The sequence below is a fragment of the Microbulbifer mixtoriginis (SeqCode) genome (assembly GCF_052466695.1).
Map to the genome: position 1 here is coordinate 398888 of NZ_CP174285.1, position 19918 is coordinate 418805.

Sequence of the window (19918 nt, forward strand, 5' to 3'; positions counted from 1 at the left end):
AATACCTGCATATTGCTGAGTAGCTTGAGGCCTTAAATTCTATTTTTCAACTCGATTCTTGAGCTAGCTGTAGAGTCAGGATTTGTTATACCTTGAAAAATATAAATGTAACTAATAAATGATTTTTTGTGCTTGCTAATTATTTAGATGTTTCTTGATAGGTGTTGATAATGCAGTCAGACTGTATATAAATACAGTTTGGTTGTGTTTTAGGTGGCACCTTATAACTGTTGTCAATGAATGGCTTTAGAAAAACCTAAATTAACTCCTCAGCAAAATCAGTAGGAAGCAAAATAGTAGTTTGGTGCGGCCTAAATTTGTTGAGAGACTATTTCTGATCATTCGAGGTATATCTTTGGCACTTAAAATCGAAATATCCTCTTTGGAAGTAATAATTTGCAGGATCTGTTCGAAAATTTCACCGCATAGTATGCGGAAGTTCGAAACTGCTTTATTCGGAAGTATAATTTACTAGCCCTTATTCTCCTGGTATGTTTTTTAACCACCTAGGCATCGGTTAATGCTATATGACCCTCGTAAGTCACATTGGCCTCAAGGCTGTTGTTAAGTTGGGCTAGTAATGTTTTGTATTATGGCGACAAAGCAGAGTTTTCAGATCACATTGAAGGTTGAAGTATGAACAAACAGAGCTCTCTCAGTATCTTGTCACGCTTGCTCGGAAGAAATGCAGAGGGTCTCTCCCCCTTTCAAGTGGTGTTCGCGCATCTGGATAAAATTCAAGCGGGCCTGTCGGACAAAGTCGTTAATTATATCGAGACTGGGGATGGCCGTACGGTTTTGGCAACACTTCAGGCCTCCAAGTCATTAATTGATAAAATTCTGCAGGATTCCGCCTCAGGGGACTGGGAAAAAGTTCAGGCCAGAGTGCGCCAAGAAAATTGCTTGCTGTTCCATTTTGGCGGTAACCCAGAAGGGTTGGCACGATGTGTTGAAGCTCTTCATTGGGGCTGTGAAACCCAGGGGAGATACTGTACTTATGTTATTGGAAAGGATGAGATTTCTCCTCTGGTTGCTGAAGTAATTGGCCGGTTTAACCGAGAGCTCCAAGGTGAGGGCAATGAATCTCAGCAAACCACTAATGAGGACCTTATAGCGGCCACTAAACTTCTTGGAGGACGTCCAGCACAGCTTATGGTTGCTATTGTTTGTAATTATCTAAATATTAAACTTCGGGGTATACCGGTAGAGCAATTCTTAATGGAGGGCGACCCCGTAGAAGTCATTGAAGGCCTAAAAATGGTGCGCACGTTCAATCGTGAGCAAAGTATTCCGCACTTACTGAAATATTCTTCGGCTACAAATCCCGCCTATTTGGGTTTCCTGTTTGAGCAATTGGAGCAGGGCTCAAGCTTGCTGCGCGACGCCGCAAGACTGGTACTGGGAAAGCATGACCCGGTCTTGGTACAACAAATGGCAATAGATTTATTGCCGAGCAGTAAAGCCACTGCACGTAAAGCCATAGTTCAAGTGTTAGGCAGTATTGGTAGCGAGGGGGCTCTTGCCGCTCTTAGTGAGCATCGGGAGAAAGAAAAGACCCAAAGTGTCTTGGCGCTTATTGATCAGACCCTTGCGCTCTCGGCAACAAATGTGAATGCAGATTTTTTTGAAGGATGTTATGTGGCTGTTGATGGCTCCACCGTAGAGATCCCGCCAATGACTGAGTTAATTGATAATGGCGAGCCGGTGTTGACCACCGATGATCTTGCCCAGCTTAAAAAGCTTGAAAAGGATGCGTATATTGCTGAGCGGAAGCAGTACAGTGAGCGTGGAGATAATTCTAGGATAAAAGAGCCCGTTCATCGGAAACGAGCACAGTTGGTTTTCGATATATTTACAGGGAAAACTCCAATCAAGCCTCACGGGCCAGAGGTTAATCAAGATTCTCTGATGAATGATCATGATTTTCGGATATTTAGCGACTGGATTCTGTCAGCTTTGCAAAAAGTCCCCCCCTTAAGGGCGTTAAGAATCTACTTGGGGCATAAAAGAATTCTACGCGGGGGTGTTGGCCTGAGCATGGGGTGGCCCCGGCGACGTGATGGGAAAAATTGGCTGGCTGAATATATAAAGGATGGTGTATTCGACTTACGCCATCTAATTAAAGAGGCTAGTGCACTGAACGTGCTCTACGGGAATTATAGTAGTGATTTAAAGTTGTTGACCCCAGAGCAATTGATTGAAAGTGACTGCACAGAATTTAATGTTAACCTGTCTTGGGATAAGAGGTTAGCTAATTCCAATGGAGTTTGGCCCCTATATGCTGAGCACCTGGATTTACTTGCTAATTTTTTACCGCCAATAAGCGTCAATTCCTACCACAATCAAAACGCTTTGAGAATCATACAAAAACTCCCAAAGCTCCCAAAAACTTTGTTTCAAAATACTTTGTTTACGGCTATTGGTGAGGGGCGCTCGGCACGGGAAATGGCTCAAGCCATGTTAAAGGATATTCCCGGTGTGGATGAAACCTTAATTGCAACACTGGCCGATAAACGCCAACTGATCCGAGGAAATGCTGCGCGGTTCCTTGCCGACCGTGGTACCAAGAGTGCTGTACCAGCGTTAGCAAAAAGCTTGAAAACTGAAAAATCGGAAGTGACTCGTGCAGAGATGATATCTGCTATCGCGCGGCTTGGAGGCGATACGGCCCCTTATTTGGGCCGTGAAGCACTGCTTGCAGAAGCTGAAAAACTGCTGAACAAATTACCGTTGGGTAAATTGGACTGGCTACCACAAGCCCAAGCTCCGGCTCTGACTTGGGGGGATGGTGAACTTGTATCTCCGTTATTGATTGATGCCTGGTTGCGGTTAGCTTCCAAGCTTAAGGCCCCAGGGGGCAGTCCACTATTTGATTTGTATCTGGATCAGCTAGATCAGGATGGTGTGGCAGTATTCGCTGAGTGGCTACTGACAAACTGGATTGCACGCGACATTGACACCCGTGTTTCAGTATTGGGTCAGGCTACCAGTAGCAAAGGTATTCTTGCTCTAACCCATCGCGCCTCGCCAGTCAAGCTTGGGGGAATGATCGCAGATTATCTCAAGGTACATGGGGCTCGGATTTCACAGGCCAAATCTTTGCTTGAGGTACTAATGAAATCCGGATCACCTGAGGCGGTGCAGCTGTTGGTGGGCGTTTCCAATCGCTTCAAGCAGCGTAGCCTTCAAAAATTTGCTAGTGAATGTGTCCTTAAATTGGCAGAGGAGCGGGGCTGGAGTGAAGATGAACTGGCTGACCGCTCTGTGCCATCTGGTGGGTTTGAAGAAGACGGCACTATAACGCTGCAAGTGGGAGAAGTAGGCAAGTGCTATGCGGTACGCCTCGACTCCAGTTTGAAAGTGAAAGTTTTCAACCCTGATGGACGTGAGGTAAAAAACTTACCTGCGGGTAAAGATCCACAAACCCAAGAGAGCAAAAAGAAGCTTAGCCAGGCCAAAAAGACTATCAAAACTGTAACCACCCAGCAGGTTGCCCGATTGTATGGCGGGATGCTGGCAGGCCGCACTTGGCCAATTGAAGATTGGCGCAATGACCTGAATACCCACCCGATTCTAAGTCGCCTTACCGAGCGAGTTATTTGGCGTGGGTTAAATGAAGTTGGAGAAATGATAGTGAGCTTCAGGCCTACGCCAGAGGGTGATTTCTTTGATGCTGAAGGAGATGATGCAGATCTGACCGGCGTTGTAACAGTAGACCTGATACACAGTGCACTGATTGATGATTCATTGAGAGTCGAATGGGCGCAACATTTGAAAGACTTTGAAGTTATTCCACTGTTCCCGCAGGTATCTCGACCGCTACAGGTATTGAGAGAGTCACAAAAAGTTGAGACAGAGCTAACAGACCGCAAAGGCTGGTTGCTGGAATCCTATCGTCTACGCTCAGCAGCGACAAAATTGGGCTACGATCGAGGCCCAATTGAAGATGCTGGATCATTTAGCTGCTACCAAAAGATATTTCGCAGTGCGGGGATTACGGCACAGCTTAATTTTACCGGCAGTTATGTGCCAGAGGAAAATATCCCGGCAGCCATTATCGATATGAGATTTATTGAGGGTACTAAGGGGTACGGGATCGCAGGAATCAAATTGAGTGAAGTGTCCCCACTGTTATTATCAGAAGTTTGGAATGATTTACATGAAATTGCCAATTACGGGACTTTTGATGATGAATGGGAAAAGAAGGGCTTACACTCATGAATAAAAACACAAAAGCCATTCTTCGCCCAGCGGCAGAGTCTGTTTACGCTGAACAACTGACTGCCCTGGCTGCCGATGATAGCGGTCCACGACCTGCTGGTTGGAAGCTTACCCCTCGTGCAGTGCGCCGCTTTATCATTGGTGATGGAGCATTAGGTATTGATGCAAAATTCGTAAGTGATGATGCTTTGGTAGATCGATGTATTGTATCGCTAATGGGCCGCCAAGGTTTGATGTTGGTAGGAGAGCCGGGAACGGCAAAATCCTTACTGTCGGAGCTGCTGGCGGCAGCGATTTCAGGGCGCTCAACGGCGGTCATTCAGGGTTCCGCTGGAATTATCGAGGATCACCTGCGCTATGGCTGGAATTATGCACTACTGCTAGCCGAGGGACCGAGTCCCAAAGCAATGGTGCCGTCTCCGGTGCTGTCAGCCATGCAGGAGGGGCATATAGTACGTGTGGAAGAATTAACACGCTGTGCCCCTGAAGTGCAGGATGTGTTGATTTCTTTAATGTCGGAAAAGACCATCACCGTACCGGAGTTAGGCAGCGAATATGAGTTTAGGGCAAAGCCTGGTTTCAATGTGATTGGTACCGCAAACCTAAGAGATCGCGGTGTACATGATATGTCCTCGGCACTAAAGCGACGATTTAACTTCGAGACAGTACGCCCTATCGCCGATGCAGGCTTCGAAAAGGCATTGGTAGAGAGGCAACTGAGAGAGCGAATGGCTGAGTATCCCCAGGCTGCTTTGCCCGATAGTAGCGTGCTAGATTTGCTGGTTACCGTATTTCGCGATTTGCGTCTTGGCAGGCTTGAGGATGGCACTATGGTGGCATCGCCCAAGGCGGTAATGTCTACTGCAGAGATAGTAAACCTTGCCCACGCGGCAACGTTGGACGCCACCTTTTTAGGCCGTGGTAATGTTGACGGTGGGCATATAGCGCGGCAGTTACAGGGTGTTGTCTTCAAAGACGAGCCTGAAGATGCACGTAAATTGCGAAGCTATATAGATTTGGTCGCTCGTGATCGAGCAAACAAATCTGCCGTATGGAAGGATTTTTTTAATACCGCTCACAAAGCTTTAGCACGTTTTGAAGCGGGTGAATAAAACGGTGGTTGATGCTCCTCTAATTTCCCGTACCGAGGTTGATAACGCTCTGTTTGGCACGCGTGAAGGGCGCTGTCTGTTTGCCCCGATCCGACATCACTCACCAGTCTGTGCATGGATGCTGCGAGCTATGCTCGATGACTTCCGGCCAGAAGAGATCCTGATTGAGGTCCCGAGTGACTTGGAGTGTCATCTACCTGATTTGACTGCTTCAGACATTATCCCACCGGTGGCAATTGTCACCCTTGGGGCTCAAAGTGGGCAGAGTTCACGCGCGGTACGCTATTTCCCATTCTCTGAGCATTCCCCCGAATTTGTAGCGATAACTCATGCCAAACAGATTGGTGCTGTGGTTCGGTTTATTGATTTGCCAGCCGGAACCCGCGTAGAGAGTGTGGAAAAAGCTTCTACATTCCATTCTGAAGTAGCTTTTGACAGTGCGGCATTTATACAGTCTACCTGTAATAAGCTCGGCCTGCGTGATGGTGCAGAATTGTGGGATCACTTATTCGAAGTGCACTTGGGTCAGAGCGACTGGCGAACTTTCTTCGCTGATGTTTATGCTTATTGTCTGGCTATTCGTGAAACCACAGCCCCGGAGGTGATTGCCAGCGATGACACCTTGCAGCGCGAGGCGCATATGCGTGCTTATATCGCCCAGGCCGAAGACAAACGTATTGTCGTTTTAACAGGTGGTTTTCATACTCCTGCCCTAATCGAGAAGGGGTGTGAAGCCCCTTTTAAAGCATCAGCTCTGGAAAGTTATCTGATCGGTTATGGGGAGGAAGCCCTGGATGCGCTATCAGGTTACGCTGCAGGGTTGCGTTATCCAGGCTGGTACGCAGGTCTTTGGCAGGCCGCCTGCGCAGCTGATGGTCCACCAGATTGGTCCGCCCATGCACTGGAAGTAGGCACCGGGTTTGCGGCTTTGATGGCAGAGGAAAAGCGCCGAGTGGCTATACCACAGCTGGTTGAAATGCTGTCTATGGCAGAGGGGTTAGCCCATTTAAAGGGGCGTAAAGCAGTGCTTATACCAGATCTGTTTGATGGAATGCGCAGCGCCCTGGTCAAAACAGAAATTGGACCGGGAGAACCCTTTTCAGAGTGCCTTCACCGCTACCTCCGAGGCAACAATCTGGGGCAAGCTTCCCAGTCCGCTGGTCTACCTCCTATTGTGGCAGATGCCAGGGCAAGGGCTGACAGTGCCAGGGTGAATATGTCTGACACGGTGAAGCGAAACAAGAAGTTGGATATTCGTCGCAAGACCACCCACCGTAAAGCATCCCAATTCTTTCATCAGATGGGGCTTTTAAGTACAGGTTTTGCCGAATTTAAAACGGGTCCCAATTTTGTCACTGGAGAGCGCACAGACTTACTGTTTGAGGAGTGGGCCGTTGGCTGGTCCCCTTTTGTTGAAGGAGCATTGATCGAAGCAGCACGTCTGGGGTCGACCCTCCCTGAAGCCGCAGTAAATCAACTGGCCGAGAGGCGCACGGCTTTGTTTGATAACGGCAGTGGCAATGACTTGGTTGCCCAACTGGAGTTGCTATTGCTGGGTTTGCGCGCCGGACTGGGCTCGAACTTAATTGGGCTCGCAGCAGAGCTGCATGATGCCGTAACAATTTCAGCAAACTTTGATGGGCTAGCGCAGGTTCTGTTCAAGTTACAAGCGGTTAGTACTCCAGGTGATCCATTATTTGATGAGGAATTACCAGACCTATCGGCATTGTTGGCTGCCGCATATGAAAAAATTATTTATTTAATGGATGACCTTTCTCAGACGCCGGAAGATATGTTAGTCACGCGAATAAAAGCGCTTGAGACGATCGCCAGTGTAGTGCAAGGGCCTCATGCGAAGCGATTTAATAGCGATAGATTTAGTAATGCTTTAGCACGGCTTTTGGAGCAACAGGATTGCGCTGCAATACTGATAGGTGCTGTGGCAGGATTACTAGTTCGTGCGAATCTACGTTCACCAGAGTATTTAGCAAAATTATTGCAAGGAACTTTGCTGGGTATCGGCAGCACGCCTGAAGGGCGGGCGGCAGTATTGCAAGGTATATTAATGACGGCGCCTATGTTGCTTTGGCAAAACCAACAAGTACTGAAGGCTGTAAATACAGCGATTATGACTCTGGATGAGGATACTTTTGTCACCATACTGCCAGCGCTTCGGCGCTGCTTGACACAATTAAACCCTCATGAGACAGATCGCCTTGCCGAGGAATTGACGACACTGCTCGGAGTCCAGGGGGGCAATATTGCAGGGGCAAAAAGTCACTTCAGTGAAGAAGAGACTACTCAAGCGTTAGCTATTGACCGAGCTATGGGGGCTTTGCTGGAGGCCGATGGGTTAACTCATTGGAAATTAAGCTAGTGCGTGGTCCTCAAGAGAGATGGCGTCTGCTTTTAGGAAAATATGCTGAGCGCCAATTTGGTGATTGTCTCAGCAAAGCTGACGGTCGGCGGGATGCAGCATTGGATTACCTGTACACACGTGAATATAAAAAGCGCGGTATCAAAGTTGAGAAAGTTGGAGGGCGTAGAGGCTCACTTGATCCAACACAGTTGCGCGCCCTGGACTGGTTAGCAGAAGTGCGGGCTCTATTCCCAAATAATGTGTTTGAAGCACTGCAAAGTGAAGCGGTAGAGCGGTATCAGTTAGCAGACTTGCTCAAAGATCCGCAAGTTTGGGAAGACATTGAACCTGATACTAGCTTGTTACGTACACTGTTAACATATCAGGATCGCGCAGACCCAGCTATGCAAGCTGAGCTTCGGCGTATCGCCAAGAATATTATTGATGATATCTTAGATCGGCTAAGAACCAGGGTCGTTCGGGCAATGAGTGGGCGGCGCAACAGGCACCAACGCTCGTCTATGAAGGCCTCGGCAAACTTTGATGCGCGGGCAACGGTTAGAGCCAACCTTAATACTTGGGATAATGAGAAGACACGATTAATAGCAGATCAGTTAGTGTTTATGAGCCGTCAAAAACGGCATCTGGATTGGACGATTGTACTCTGTGTAGACCAATCCGGTTCCATGACGGAAAGTCTGATTTTCTCAGCGTTGATGGCTGCAATCCTGACAGGCCTTCCGGGTATTAAGGTCAAGATGGTGCTGTTTGACACTTCTGTAATCGATGTAACAGATCAACTGGATGACCCTCTTGCGCTACTGCTTTCAGTACAACTTGGCGGCGGCACCAATATTGGAAAGGCGCTCAGTTATTGTGAAACCTTGATTGAACAGCCTAGCAGGACAATATTGGCATTGGTTTCTGACTTCTATGAGGGCGCTGGTCCGAGACCACTGTTTGCTAGTGTTGCTCGCTTATTTGAAGCTCGTGTAAAGATGTTGGGGATTGCGGCATTGGATCATAGTGGGCAGGCTGATTTTGATCGCAATATTGCTGAACAGTTAGCGGGGTTGGGAATGAATGTTGCCGCAATGAGCCCAGAAAGCTTTGCTGATTGGTTGGCTGAGGTTATGAAGTGAGTGCTCTGGCGGCCTTGGTGGCGGTATACGATGAGGCAGCGCTTACAGCAGTTTTATCAAAAGGCGTTGTAATCCGGGCGCGTAAGGATGTATCTGCGGGAAAGGTTTTGGTCCGGAATTTAGCCGAGGAAAGTGCGAACGTTGAAGTTGATGGCGTATCGCTGACTTTGGATTCGAAAGATCTAACTGCCGCACGGTGTACATGCTCTGCAACAGGTTTGTGTCGCCATATCGCGGCAGCAGTTTTATATCTGCGTGAGACTGACTCTGCTTCATCAATTGAGCCAGCATTGCCTTCTGATGTTTTCACTATTGAGCTAGTCGAAAAGTTTTCTGGCAAGGACTGGCCACATGCTCTTGCGATGATAGATGAGCCTGTCAGTATCATTACTGAATCTAGTACTAATGTCAGTTTTATTGAAACAAATGAAACTGTAACATTTCCTGCCGGGATGGCAGTGCAGAAGGCACTTTATAAGGGGTCTGTTAACTCCCGCAAAACGCGGGTTGTTGCAGCGGCTGCTTTGATATTACTTCGTAATAGTGGTGTGATTATACCGGAGTGCGTGATCACTGAAAGTAGAGTGGCTAATAGGGAGGTCTTAGATGCGGCTGCGGAAGGGTTGGCTCAAGCTGCACAAGCACTATCCTCAAGTACAGTAGCTTTAGCAAGAGAACGGTTATTTTCATTAGCAATTTCTACACGGGCAGAAGCGATTCCGCGCCTAGCAGCAGAGTTGCGAAGCCTTTCACAACGGTTGAACCCGGAACGACTACGCAGAGCAGAAGAAAAGCCGGTGGACTTATTTTATTCACTAGCGCGAACATTTGCTTTAACCGAGGCATTGCGAGTAGCTCCGTCAGATCCGTCTTTAATCGGAGTTCTAGCGCGTAACTTTATACCCACTGGTCCTATGCGACTTACTTTTCTTGGAGCAGAACATTGGCGCACCCCCTCTGGTTCTCGAGGTTTTACTGGCATATTTCTAAATCTTGTTACTAACCGGATTCATCGTGTGGTTGAGGCGCGTGGCGCTGGAGTAGATATAAAATTCCGTCCCTGCCGTGTTTGGCAGTTACCACTCTGGGCTTTGGCAGAGCCTGAAAAGATGGCTGGTAGAGAGATTTTATTGGAGGATGCTACTTGTGCTCATGATGGCAGTCTTGGGCTGACCCAAAGGGCAATATTTAATGAAGGTGAATTTTCCTTTAATCAGTTAGAAAGCACAGGTGCAGTAATAGAAGACTGGAAGCGGTTACCTGAGTGGGTCTATCAGGAGCAGGGGCGCGGTTTGCGCCAGCGAGCCGGTGAAATGTATGTCATTCTAAAGCCTTACAAGGTTGATGTCCCTCGTTTTGATCCGCTTGAACAGCGATGGATTTGGACATGGCAGGACGCGCAAAGTGAAGAGATAGTATTGTGTCTACCCAATGATATTGTTTCAAATATAGATACTATTACGTTGCTTTTGGGAAGAGTTAATGCTGGTTTGGTTGCTATATCGCCTCTGGAGAATGGGCGAAGAGGTAGGGTAATCGCTCTTTACTTATCCGGTAAAGCCTGTGGTTGGAAATCATTGCAATTTGAAAAACTTTACAGGCCTCGTGGTTTTAGTGGTGTGGCGGAGAGGTTTAAAGAGCGTGCCGTGCCCCGATCTGTAAGCACGCCGGGAGTCATAAATCCTTTGAGTTTGTTCTATGAGCGATTGGCTGAGGCAGCTTTGGCGTGCCTAAACGGATCCACCATTTCGGACCGGCTGTTTGAAGATGCTAGAGCTTTGGGACAAACACATATAATGTCGATTTTAGAACAGATGCGGGAAACGGGAATGTCTTCAGTAAGGCCAGTAAATGCACTCCGGTTAGCATATCTTTTATCTGAAGGAGCTCGCCGCTCCAAGTAGTTATGAACTGGGATACCCATAAATTAGAGGTAGATAATAGCAGTGGTATTGGTGCTTGGGTATCTCCTGTTTTTAGCTTAATAGGAGGCATTAGTGAAATGCAGAAAATGGGCGTGTAGAGTTCAATACAAAATTCTGGATAAACACCGGAAAAATAGTGTTGGTAAGCTTCGTAAGGGATAGTAAAACGTTAAAGAAAGAGTGTACAGACTTTCGCCCGTATCATGTATCAATAGTTTATAAGCTAGTTGTGATTTAATTTTTCGTAAGTTAGCCTTGATCTGATAGTTTCCGATTTTTCAGAAGGTGCTCTGTCAGGTCAAATTTAGTTTACGAGTTCTTCCTTCCAGATACTTTTTATCTCTTCAAGGGGCACCATTGGTGTGGGGTCACAACAATTTATCCTGATAAGTACGATCATAATTGAGATAGCTGAGCTATTTAACAGGTCCCAGTATAGCTCCTTTAATGATCAATAAGCCTTGCGGCATAATAAAGGGTGGGAGAAACTATTGTAGAATGGTTTTGTGGCGGCGCTCATAGACACCGTTTATTTGTGATAGTCTAGCTTTTCTCCTGATAAATACTGTCTAATTTACTTAGGTACAAATGATATCAGGTTGCTCCAGTTTACCGCAGTAAATAGTAGCGTGATTAGTTAGGATATACAAAACCTGTAGATTATACATAGCGAAAAAAGGTAAAACGGTCATTCAGAAGATCTGCCGTTATGATTGACGCTATAGTGGTATAGAGCTTGTAATTGGCTAATTTTGCATAGGTACCGACATAAGTTTTTTGGTAATTATGTACAACAACCTTAAGATCTCTATCTTAAAATGTATGAACAAGCCAAGATAGCTAGGATGTTGAGTCAACTTTACTGTAGGTTTCTTAATTTTGTCCGTCTCAGCCTATAGGTTGCAGCTGCGATTAGGTGAAGATCAATTTTCCCTCAGCCACCCTGGCAACAAGAACTTCTGGGTGTTTCAGATTTGATCAGAATTAATTCAGAGATTAATTTTCTTTCACATCTGGCGATTCAGTATCTCCTTTCTTTGAGGCTTCAGCCAGAATTTTTCTTCCTCTATTCGCGATCTTCTCGGCTTCTTTGCTTGGATCACGGTTCCATCGCTTAGGGATCTTATCCCAGTCACTATATATGGTAAAAGGGTTATGAGTTGCCCCCTTAGGAGGCATTCCCGTATACCCGCGGTGTTTAATCTGATAAAGATAGTTGTTCGATAATCGCTTATCACGAGCCTCTTCAGCTAGTTTAGGATAAAGGTCAACTTTTGTCATACCTTCACTGCCATCTAGAGAACATATGATGTTCCCATCATAATCGCAGGCCATTGAGCGACCAAAATAAGAGTAGGAACTATCTTCTCCAGTATGGTTGACCGCTACTACATAAGCTTGGTTTTCATAAGCCCGCACTTGATTTGTAATCCCCCAAATATGATCCCATGGGTACATATATTTAGCAGGCCTTAGAATTACATTTGCACCCTTCCAAGCTGCTTCACGTGCCACTTCTGGGTAGTCAAAATCTGAGCAAATCGCAATGGCTAGTTTCGACCCTTTTGGACCATTACAAACTGACATTTCAGGCCCGGGACTCCAGGGCTCCATAGGACACCATGGAACCATTTTTCGATAGGAAAGAGCGACCTCACCATCACCATTGATCAGGACCATTGCGTTATATGGTTTCATATGCGGCTCAGGTGCAAGCTCGACAATTGATACACACAGCCAAACACCATATTGCTTAGCTATTTTCCCAAAAGCTTCTGTTTCAGGTCCCGGTATGGTTGTAGCAAGTTTTAAATGTTCAGCATATGGGTGGAAGCCAAATCCGTAAGTGCTGTATTCAGGAAAAATGATTAAATCCACGCCCGGGAAGCATAAAGATGCACGATCAACATATGCTTCAATTCTCTTTATGTTTTGTTTGATTCCTTCTGAATCAGAGGCTGGGTAAGGCGAAAATTGGACAAGCACTACACTCATCGCATCTGGAATAGGGTTGATAGCCGGCACTTTATTTCTCCTTGAGAAAATTTGGCGGTCTCTTGGAAGAGAAAATCTCTATTGTTACTTGAAGAAAATTATAATTTGATGAGTTTTTAGTTTATTTTAATTGTCTGTTGGTTTGAGTAAAAGGACGTCCGAATTTATTTGTAAGCGAATAAATGCCAGTGGCAAATCAGTTTGTTTGATCACTAATCTGTTCTTGTTAGTATAGGGTTGTTATTATGTGCGCTCGGTGTTAATGATTGTTTGTCCGGTAGAGGGTAAGATTAAACTTTGTGATAGTGACAGAGGTTATGATAGTTTCCAGAGCTATGATCTTGTATGAAGAAAAAAGTGTTATTCATATTGATATGTGAGGGATAAAAGGCCTCGCTATTATTGTTGGTTAGCCGCTGTATATGTTAGTTAATGAGAAAGCTAAATCCTACATAAAGCGGTCAGCTCCGCCTGATGCCTCAATACTATCCCCAGTGATAAAATTATTACGCGCAGAACAAAGGAAGGCCGCCAGAGTAGCAATGTCTTCTGGTTCCCCTGGATGTTTTACAGGCGTACATTCGTTCGATACTCGAACAAGAATTTCATCATCTGTAAGTGTTGCATACTCTGGTGTATTACTGCGGATAAATGGGATCATGTTATTTTTCCAGTTATCCGTTTTAATTGCGCCTACTCCAATCGAGTTAACTAGTATATTGTACGGTGCAACCTCTAATGCAAGAGATTTTGATAGATTATTGATTGCTGCACTTAGGACATGAGATATGAGTAGCTTTGGGTTTGGGTAGGTGCCGCCAATAGATGACATGTTAACTATTCTTCCCCAGCTTTTTTGTTGCATATAAGGGATGGCAGCTTTGCACATTCTCCGCATAGAAGTGAGTTTTACTGCAGTCATTTGTTCCCAGTCTTCTTCAGTTGAGGACATAAGTCCACCAGCATGGGCGCGCCCAGCATTGTTGACTAGAATCTCTGGTGCTCCAAAGGTGTTTAGGGTTTTATTGATTACCTGTTGTGCAGCATGATCCCGAGTTATGTCTATTGAGATAGAAGTTACTTCAGACTTTGAATTTTTATGTAGCCTATTTTCTGCTTTTTGCAGGCGTGCTTCGTTTCGTGCAACCAGAACTACCTTTGCCCCATTGGCAAGAAGCTCTTTGGCAATGGCATAGCCAATTCCTGAGCTAGAGCCAGTTACAATGGCTACTCTATTCGTAATTCCAAGATTCAACATTGAACTCCGCTAACAGTGTAAATGTTGAGATGTTAGGTTTTTAACTTACAGTTAGTACCTAACTGCCGGCAGTTTCTTAATTAGCTGAGAACCTTTCATGTTAAAGATGGCAGTGTAGATGATTTGGGCGTCAAGATTTAAGACAAAAGTTAAAGATTTTAAATCATTTTAATTATAGGTCTAAAAGTTGTTGCTCATCCTATTTTAGGGAGCGCAAATATTAATGTGTGTGTCAATAGAAGGCTGGAGTTTATACTGAGGCTGTCTGAGGAGGCGTGAGATGTAGGTCATCTTTATGAGGTGGGAGTTGGTCAAGTACCCAAGAGTTATTGAGCATAGAGTAAGAGCTCAGTCGGATTGGTAAATATTTTTTAGCACAACCACGCTTATAGGTCTGGATAATAGATCTTCTATATTCTTTCGGTAGTTAATGTAGTGAGCTGAAGATTTGTGTTCACTGAGCGCGGTTTCATCTATATATTTCTCTATGAGGCTATAGATTATTTTGTGATCTTTCTGGTCGATCTGTTCACAAAGTTCATACAATAAATTACCAGGCTCCGCTCTGGATGGTGAAACCATCTCTTTGAGCAAATTTTTGACAGCTTGTTCCTTTTCGGGTTTTGGGTAAAAGGAAGCAAAGACTAAAACAGGTGTTTTCATTGGGAGTCTCAAGATGAATCAACTCAAGGTGGCTGTTATTGAGTGGTTGTAATTATTTTGAAATCTTTGCCGTCTAAGTTTGAACTTAAATTTAGACGGCGATGGCTGCTGTGCAAGTTATTTGGCTGAACTTGAAAGCTAAATCCATTCAAGTTAAAGCCAATTAGTAAATCTCCAGATTTTGTTGGGGGGACTTGATCTGCACTGTTATATTGGGATTTCTAATAGCTATTTCAATACTCCAATCTGTTTCAAGAAACCATATTTGTCCCAGGTCACCCAGGTTTCTAGTATTTTTCCATCCTTGATTTTAACAAACTCTACGGCATCCCAGGTGATGGTTTTATTTGTTGGAGTTTCTCCCATAAATGATCCTGTGTGATTGGCGCTAACTTTTACATGGGTTGCGACAAGATCTCCCTCGGCGACCTGCATTGAATCAATCAGTTTTACATTTTTGAAGGCCGTATGAAATTTGGCAACTTCGGCTTTGAATTCATTTAAATTACGTTTTTGTGAGCCGATACTCAAATTTGTGGCCGAGTCTAGGTTGTTGATATAATTGGGTGCCAAAATTGAATCAGGATTGACCTTTGACCCACTGTGCCATAGGTCGGCTGCCTGCATGGCAGTTTTTTTATTTTCTTCAAGGTTATTTGATTGGGCAATCGCATTGTAGGCAATACCTAACAGCAAGAAAGTTACAGTTAATGCCAAAGAGTAAGGGTGCTTGGACATCTAAATTCTCCCAATGTTAAGTTTTTTACCTGATAGGTTGGTTAGGTGTGAAAATGATATGGCCTAAATAGCTTTAGAGTATGGAGGCAAACTTGGGGATTTGTAGCGTGAGCAGGTAATTTGGCAACTTTCACTTCATTGTAGGGTAGTTAGGTTATAAAAATTTCACGAATACAAACAAGAAAAATTGTGCGAGTGCCAAAAGGGGGATGGAATAATCTGAATAGATATTGATGCGACTAAAACAAAATGATTTAATTTTTTCAATTATGAAAAATAACTTTGAAATACAGAGCTATTGATGGCCAATGACTCGATGAAATATTTTCCCTTTTAATGCTCGGCACCGTATTTTCTTTAGAAAGGGTGTACTTCCATACTAAATTACTTCAGTAGCCTCTCGATACTTTCAATAATTTTCTCAGCTGTAAACTCGAAGTACTGCATGACTTCCTGGCTGGGTGCAGATTTGCCAAAGTTATCCATTCCGATGATTTCACCGTCAAAGCCTACGAACTTGTGCCAATAGTCTTTATGACTAGCCTCTTCCACCACCCGGACGCGGAGAGTACTGGGGAGAACTGATTCACGGTACGGTTCTTCCTGTTCCAAAAAGGTTTCTATGCAAGGCATGGACACAACCCGAATTCTCTTGCTGGTGAGCTTTCTTTTAGCAGCTATGGCCTGCTCGACTTCAGAGCCGGTCGCAATAATGATTGCCTCAGGAGCGCCTTCGCAGTCGGACAGTACATAACCACCTTTTTCAATTTGTGCTATCTGCGTGGTATTTCGTTCCTGCGGAGCTAAATCCTGACGACTGAATACTAGTGCAGTGGGCCCCTCTTTGCGTGTAATAGCCATCTTCCAGCTTACCGCTGATTCCGTAGTGTCACAGGGGCGCCAAGTGTGTAGATTCGGTGTAGAACGCAAGGCGCTGAGTTGCTCCACCGGCTGATGAGTTGGACCGTTTTCACCTATTCCGATGGAGTCATGGGTATAGACGAATATAACTTGTTGCTTCATTAATGCCGCCATACGCACGGCATTTCGAGCATACTCCATAAAAACCAAAAAGGTAGCACCATAAGGTATAAAACCTCCGTGCAGGGCAATGCCGTTCATTATGGCGCTCATACCAAATTCACGAACTCCGTAGTGTATATAGTTGCCTGAAGCATCTTTCTTGTTCAATCTTTTAGAACCGGACCATAGGCTAAAACAAGGGCCGGCTAAATCGGCTGAACCACCTAGGAGTTCGGGCAACAGAGGTCCGTAAACATTCAGTGTATTCTGGCTCGCTTTACGAGAGGGGATTCTTAGTGCATCTTTTTGACATTGCTTAATGTAGCTATCGGCTTTTACCAGGAAATCTGGTGGAAGTTTTCCACTCTCACGACGCACAAACTCGAATGCCATCTCAGGATACTCCTCACGGTATTTAGCGAAGAGACTCTTCCACTCCTTCTCTAATGCTTTACCTTTAGACCTTTGATCCCAATATGCATAGATATCTTCAGGGATCTTAAAAGGAGGGTAGTCCCAACCAATCGTTTTGCGAACGAGAGCTATTTCCTCCTCCCCGAGTGGTTGACCATGGCATTCCTTTCGGCCTTGCTTATTCGGGGAGCCGAAGCCGATCACGGTTTTACAGCAAATAATGGTGGGCTTATCAGAACATGCATGGGCTTTTTCAATTGCTGCTTTAATCGCAATTGCGTCATGGCCGTCAACATTAGGGATGACGTGCCAATGGTAGGACTCGAAACGCTTGGGTGTATCGTCAGTAAACCAACCTTCAATCTGCCCATCGTCAGAAATACCGTTGTCGTCATAGAATGCGATCAACTTGCCCAAGCCTAAAGTACCAGCCAGAGAGCATACTTCATGGGATATGCCTTCCATCAGGCATCCATCCCCCATAAATACATAGGTGTGATGATTGATCAACTTATAGCCAGGGCGGTTAAATTGAGCGGCCAGTGCTTGCTCCGCCAGGGCCATACCTACGGCATTAGCAACCCCCTGGCCTAGGGGGCCTGTGGTGGCCTCAACACCAGGTGTGCAACCATATTCCGGGTGGCCCGGGGTCTTGGAGTGCAATTGGCAGAAATTCATCAGTTCTTCGATTGATAAGTCGTAGCCGCAAAGGTGCAACAGGGCATACAACAATATGGAACCGTGTCCATTAGAGAGGACAAAGCGGTCACGGTTAGGCCAATTCGGGTTAGCTGGGTTGTGCTTTAGGTAATCGTTCCATAAGACCTCCGCAACGTCTGCCATACCCATAGGTGTACCAGGGTGCCCGCTATTGGCTTTTTGGACTGCATCCATGGATAAAGCACGAATCGCATTGGCCATGCTTCTTCTATAAGGAGAGGAGACCATGTAAATGTACTCTGGTGCTTTGAAAGCTGAAGCATCACCTTTACAAAAGGAGATTCCCAACTTAATAAGTGACAAACTAGTAATATAATAATTTTCAGTTTAATTATCCTTGACATAAATAATGAGAAATTTGTTGGCCTTTGCAAAAGATGTTGACCTGCATTTGGCGGCATTAGTGATGATAAGGAGTTATTTGCGTCTTTACAAAAATAGCCTGTTTTTCAAGAAATTTACAATCTAAAGAATTGTAATAATCATGATAAAAAGAAATAAAGATTGTATTTTAGAGATCTGTTGTGGATTACATATCTTGAAATATCTCTACCACCGGGATCATTACTAAATTTCTTGGGGGAAAGTTAGTGTATATGTCAATGAGTAAGAAAAGTCTAATTGCATACTATGTTTTATTCAGTGATCTGTTGATGCTCTTGGAATAAATAAGGCTAACTAAAGATCAATAGTTGTTGATTTACATGTCTCCATCATAAAGGTTAGAGGCAATGTTATGAATACAAGGTATTTTCAATGAGTCCAGAACCATTATCGAGAGAGCTTGGGCCCCAAGAAGCATTATTTATTGAAATGAATAGGTTATCTCGTGGTGGCCTGCAATTTGTTTCTTTTATAAAAGTCTGTGAGCCCTTGCAAATGGAGTCCTTGCGTGAGGGGTTGGCTTACTTGCATAAGCGTCATCCATTTTTGAGGGCGCGTGTAAAAAGGGGGGAGCGATTAAGGTGGGTTTGTGATGTTGATTTTGTTGATGTGCCAATAGAAGTAACTCTAATTGTTGATCAGCTTGATTTGGAGAAAGAGTTTAGGGACCTTGCTGAGATCTTCATTAAAACTGAGGAGCATGTATATAGATTAAGGGTATATACAAATAAGCAAGGCTTTGTTGAGTGGATTTGTTTTATAAATATACATGCCATACTTGATGGCAGATCCCTCATGACGCTATTCTCTGATCTTGACAAGTTCCTATGTCCTCATGAAAAGCCAAGGCATGCCATTAGATCACTCCCTTTGCTAAATAGTATCGCTAGTCAACTAGAGGCTTCTGGATATTGTGGTGAGAAGGAATTTGAGCATCAAATAGAGGGGGGAAGCCGTTGGGCGGTTGAGAAGCAAGCGTCCGTCGCTGATAGAAGAGCCTGTGCTAAATCCTATTTAGTATCACCTAAAAAAATCGAGGGATTGGCTTATTTGGCTAAAAAAAATCAGATAAAGCTAACGGCGCTTTATTGTGCTGTTGCATCAGTTGCTGCCCGGGTTATACCAGCATGTAGAGATTTGACAGAAGTTATTTTCACGATGGATGCTCGACTATTGTGCAACCCTATTATCCCGAGTGATCATGTTGGTTCATTTTCAGAAACTGCCAGCCTAAAATTACCACCAAACGCAACAAGCTCCGATATTTTCGAGGTGGCCAAGCTTTTGAACAATGAGATTAATTTGGTGCTCCTCAAACAAAAACCAATGACAAAAAGCTTAAGATCTGACTATAGCATAGAGGAGGTCACCCGCATGGCTGCTGAGATCACTGCGCCGAAAGAATGCTTTCCTGCAGGTATTCTTGTTTCAAATGTAGGGAATATGCGCCTTCTTGCAAATGAAATGCGATATTTTGAAATTCGAAAAGGGATGATTAGTTTAAAAACTGCAATTAACCCCTTAATGATTATAAATTATACGACTTATCGCAACTCGGCTTTTGTCTTCGGTTATTGTGAGCCTTTGATTAGCGAAGATAGTATCTCTGCGTATATTGATGAATATATGGGTATCATTAACAGATTGATCTCTAATGTTAAATGTTAGTTTAATATAGCGTCTAGCAAACTGTTGGTCAGTTGATTAACTGAAATATTTTCCGAAGTATAAGTATCAGTCAAATTGCAATGCAATTTATTGAACACAATAATTTGATGATTTAGCCCTACAGGTCTGATTGATTAAATGGTTAATAGTATGATTCGTTGATAGGGTATATATCAGAAAATCTGAGATGTAGCTAAGTCGCAGAGTTCGAGCATATAATTTTAATATGAGTGAATCTATCGTAGTTAAGACTTGGCTTGACCGTACACTTTATTTAAATGGGAAATGATCCTACC

At 44.5% G+C, this 19918-nt stretch carries 11 protein-coding genes; 6 read left to right on the top strand and 5 right to left on the bottom strand.

Annotation, left to right across the window (positions count from 1 at the left end):
- Window positions 1-636: 636 nt before the first annotated feature.
- From ACJJI0_RS01710 to ACJJI0_RS01730, 5 genes are read left to right on the top strand one after another with little or no spacing between them, the layout of a single operon-like run.
- A complete protein-coding gene (locus ACJJI0_RS01710; protein ID WP_444884390.1) occupies window positions 637-4221 on the top strand; it encodes a DUF4132 domain-containing protein in 3585 nt (1194 codons plus the stop codon).
- Window positions 4218-5333 (top strand): ATP-binding protein, encoded by a 1116-nt coding sequence (locus ACJJI0_RS01715; protein ID WP_444884391.1) that lies wholly within the window; start codon window positions 4218-4220, stop codon window positions 5331-5333. Before ACJJI0_RS01710 ends, ACJJI0_RS01715 begins: the two co-directional genes overlap by 4 nt.
- A gap of 4 nt (window positions 5334-5337) precedes the next feature.
- The gene (locus ACJJI0_RS01720; RefSeq protein ID WP_444884392.1) at window positions 5338-7710 is read left to right on the top strand and encodes a DUF5682 family protein; all 2373 of its coding nucleotides are present in this window, start codon (window positions 5338-5340) and stop codon (window positions 7708-7710) included.
- On the top strand, window positions 7695-8834 hold the full coding sequence (locus tag ACJJI0_RS01725; protein ID WP_444884393.1) for a VWA domain-containing protein: 1140 nt from the start codon (window positions 7695-7697) through the stop codon (window positions 8832-8834). Before ACJJI0_RS01720 ends, ACJJI0_RS01725 begins: the two co-directional genes overlap by 16 nt.
- On the top strand, window positions 8831-10738 hold the full coding sequence (locus ACJJI0_RS01730; RefSeq protein ID WP_444884394.1) for a hypothetical protein: 1908 nt from the start codon (window positions 8831-8833) through the stop codon (window positions 10736-10738). Before ACJJI0_RS01725 ends, ACJJI0_RS01730 begins: the two co-directional genes overlap by 4 nt.
- Window positions 10739-11755: 1017 nt before the next feature.
- Here ACJJI0_RS01730 and ACJJI0_RS01735 read toward each other — a convergent pair.
- From ACJJI0_RS01735 to tkt, 5 genes are all read right to left on the bottom strand, one after another.
- A complete protein-coding gene (locus tag ACJJI0_RS01735; protein WP_444884395.1) occupies window positions 11756-12784 on the bottom strand; it encodes a nitrilase-related carbon-nitrogen hydrolase in 1029 nt (342 codons plus the stop codon).
- Between the two features lie 418 nt (window positions 12785-13202).
- Window positions 13203-14012 carry an SDR family NAD(P)-dependent oxidoreductase gene (locus tag ACJJI0_RS01740; protein WP_444884396.1) on the bottom strand — a complete coding sequence of 270 codons (810 nt, stop codon included), beginning with the start codon at window positions 14010-14012 and terminating at the stop codon, window positions 13203-13205.
- A gap of 348 nt (window positions 14013-14360) precedes the next feature.
- Complete coding sequence (locus tag ACJJI0_RS01745) at window positions 14361-14675, bottom strand: putative quinol monooxygenase (RefSeq protein ID WP_444884397.1); 315 nt, start codon at window positions 14673-14675, stop codon at window positions 14361-14363.
- Between the two features lie 228 nt (window positions 14676-14903).
- A complete protein-coding gene (locus tag ACJJI0_RS01750; RefSeq protein WP_444884398.1) occupies window positions 14904-15413 on the bottom strand; it encodes an ester cyclase in 510 nt (169 codons plus the stop codon).
- Window positions 15414-15797: 384 nt separating this feature from the next.
- Window positions 15798-17798 carry a transketolase gene (gene tkt, locus ACJJI0_RS01755; RefSeq protein ID WP_444884399.1) on the bottom strand — a complete coding sequence of 667 codons (2001 nt, stop codon included), beginning with the start codon at window positions 17796-17798 and terminating at the stop codon, window positions 15798-15800.
- Window positions 17799-18326: 528 nt separating this feature from the next.
- On the opposite strand from tkt, the gene ACJJI0_RS01760 reads away from it, so the two are divergent.
- On the top strand, window positions 18327-19622 hold the full coding sequence (locus tag ACJJI0_RS01760) for a hypothetical protein (protein ID WP_444884400.1): 1296 nt from the start codon (window positions 18327-18329) through the stop codon (window positions 19620-19622).
- Window positions 19623-19918 lie beyond the last annotated feature (296 nt).

Coding starts and splice junctions, on each gene's coding strand:
- ACJJI0_RS01710 (WP_444884390.1), top strand. CDS start 637: ATGAACAAACAGAGCTCTCTCAGTATCTTGTCACGCTTGCTCGGAAGA.
- ACJJI0_RS01715 (WP_444884391.1), top strand. CDS start 4,218: ATGAATAAAAACACAAAAGCCATTCTTCGCCCAGCGGCAGAGTCTGTT.
- ACJJI0_RS01740 (WP_444884396.1), bottom strand. CDS start 14,012: ATGTTGAATCTTGGAATTACGAATAGAGTAGCCATTGTAACTGGCTCT.
- ACJJI0_RS01745 (WP_444884397.1), bottom strand. CDS start 14,675: ATGAAAACACCTGTTTTAGTCTTTGCTTCCTTTTACCCAAAACCCGAA.
- ACJJI0_RS01750 (WP_444884398.1), bottom strand. CDS start 15,413: ATGTCCAAGCACCCTTACTCTTTGGCATTAACTGTAACTTTCTTGCTG.
- tkt (WP_444884399.1), bottom strand. CDS start 17,798: ATGGTCTCCTCTCCTTATAGAAGAAGCATGGCCAATGCGATTCGTGCT.
- ACJJI0_RS01760 (WP_444884400.1), top strand. CDS start 18,327: ATGAGTCCAGAACCATTATCGAGAGAGCTTGGGCCCCAAGAAGCATTA.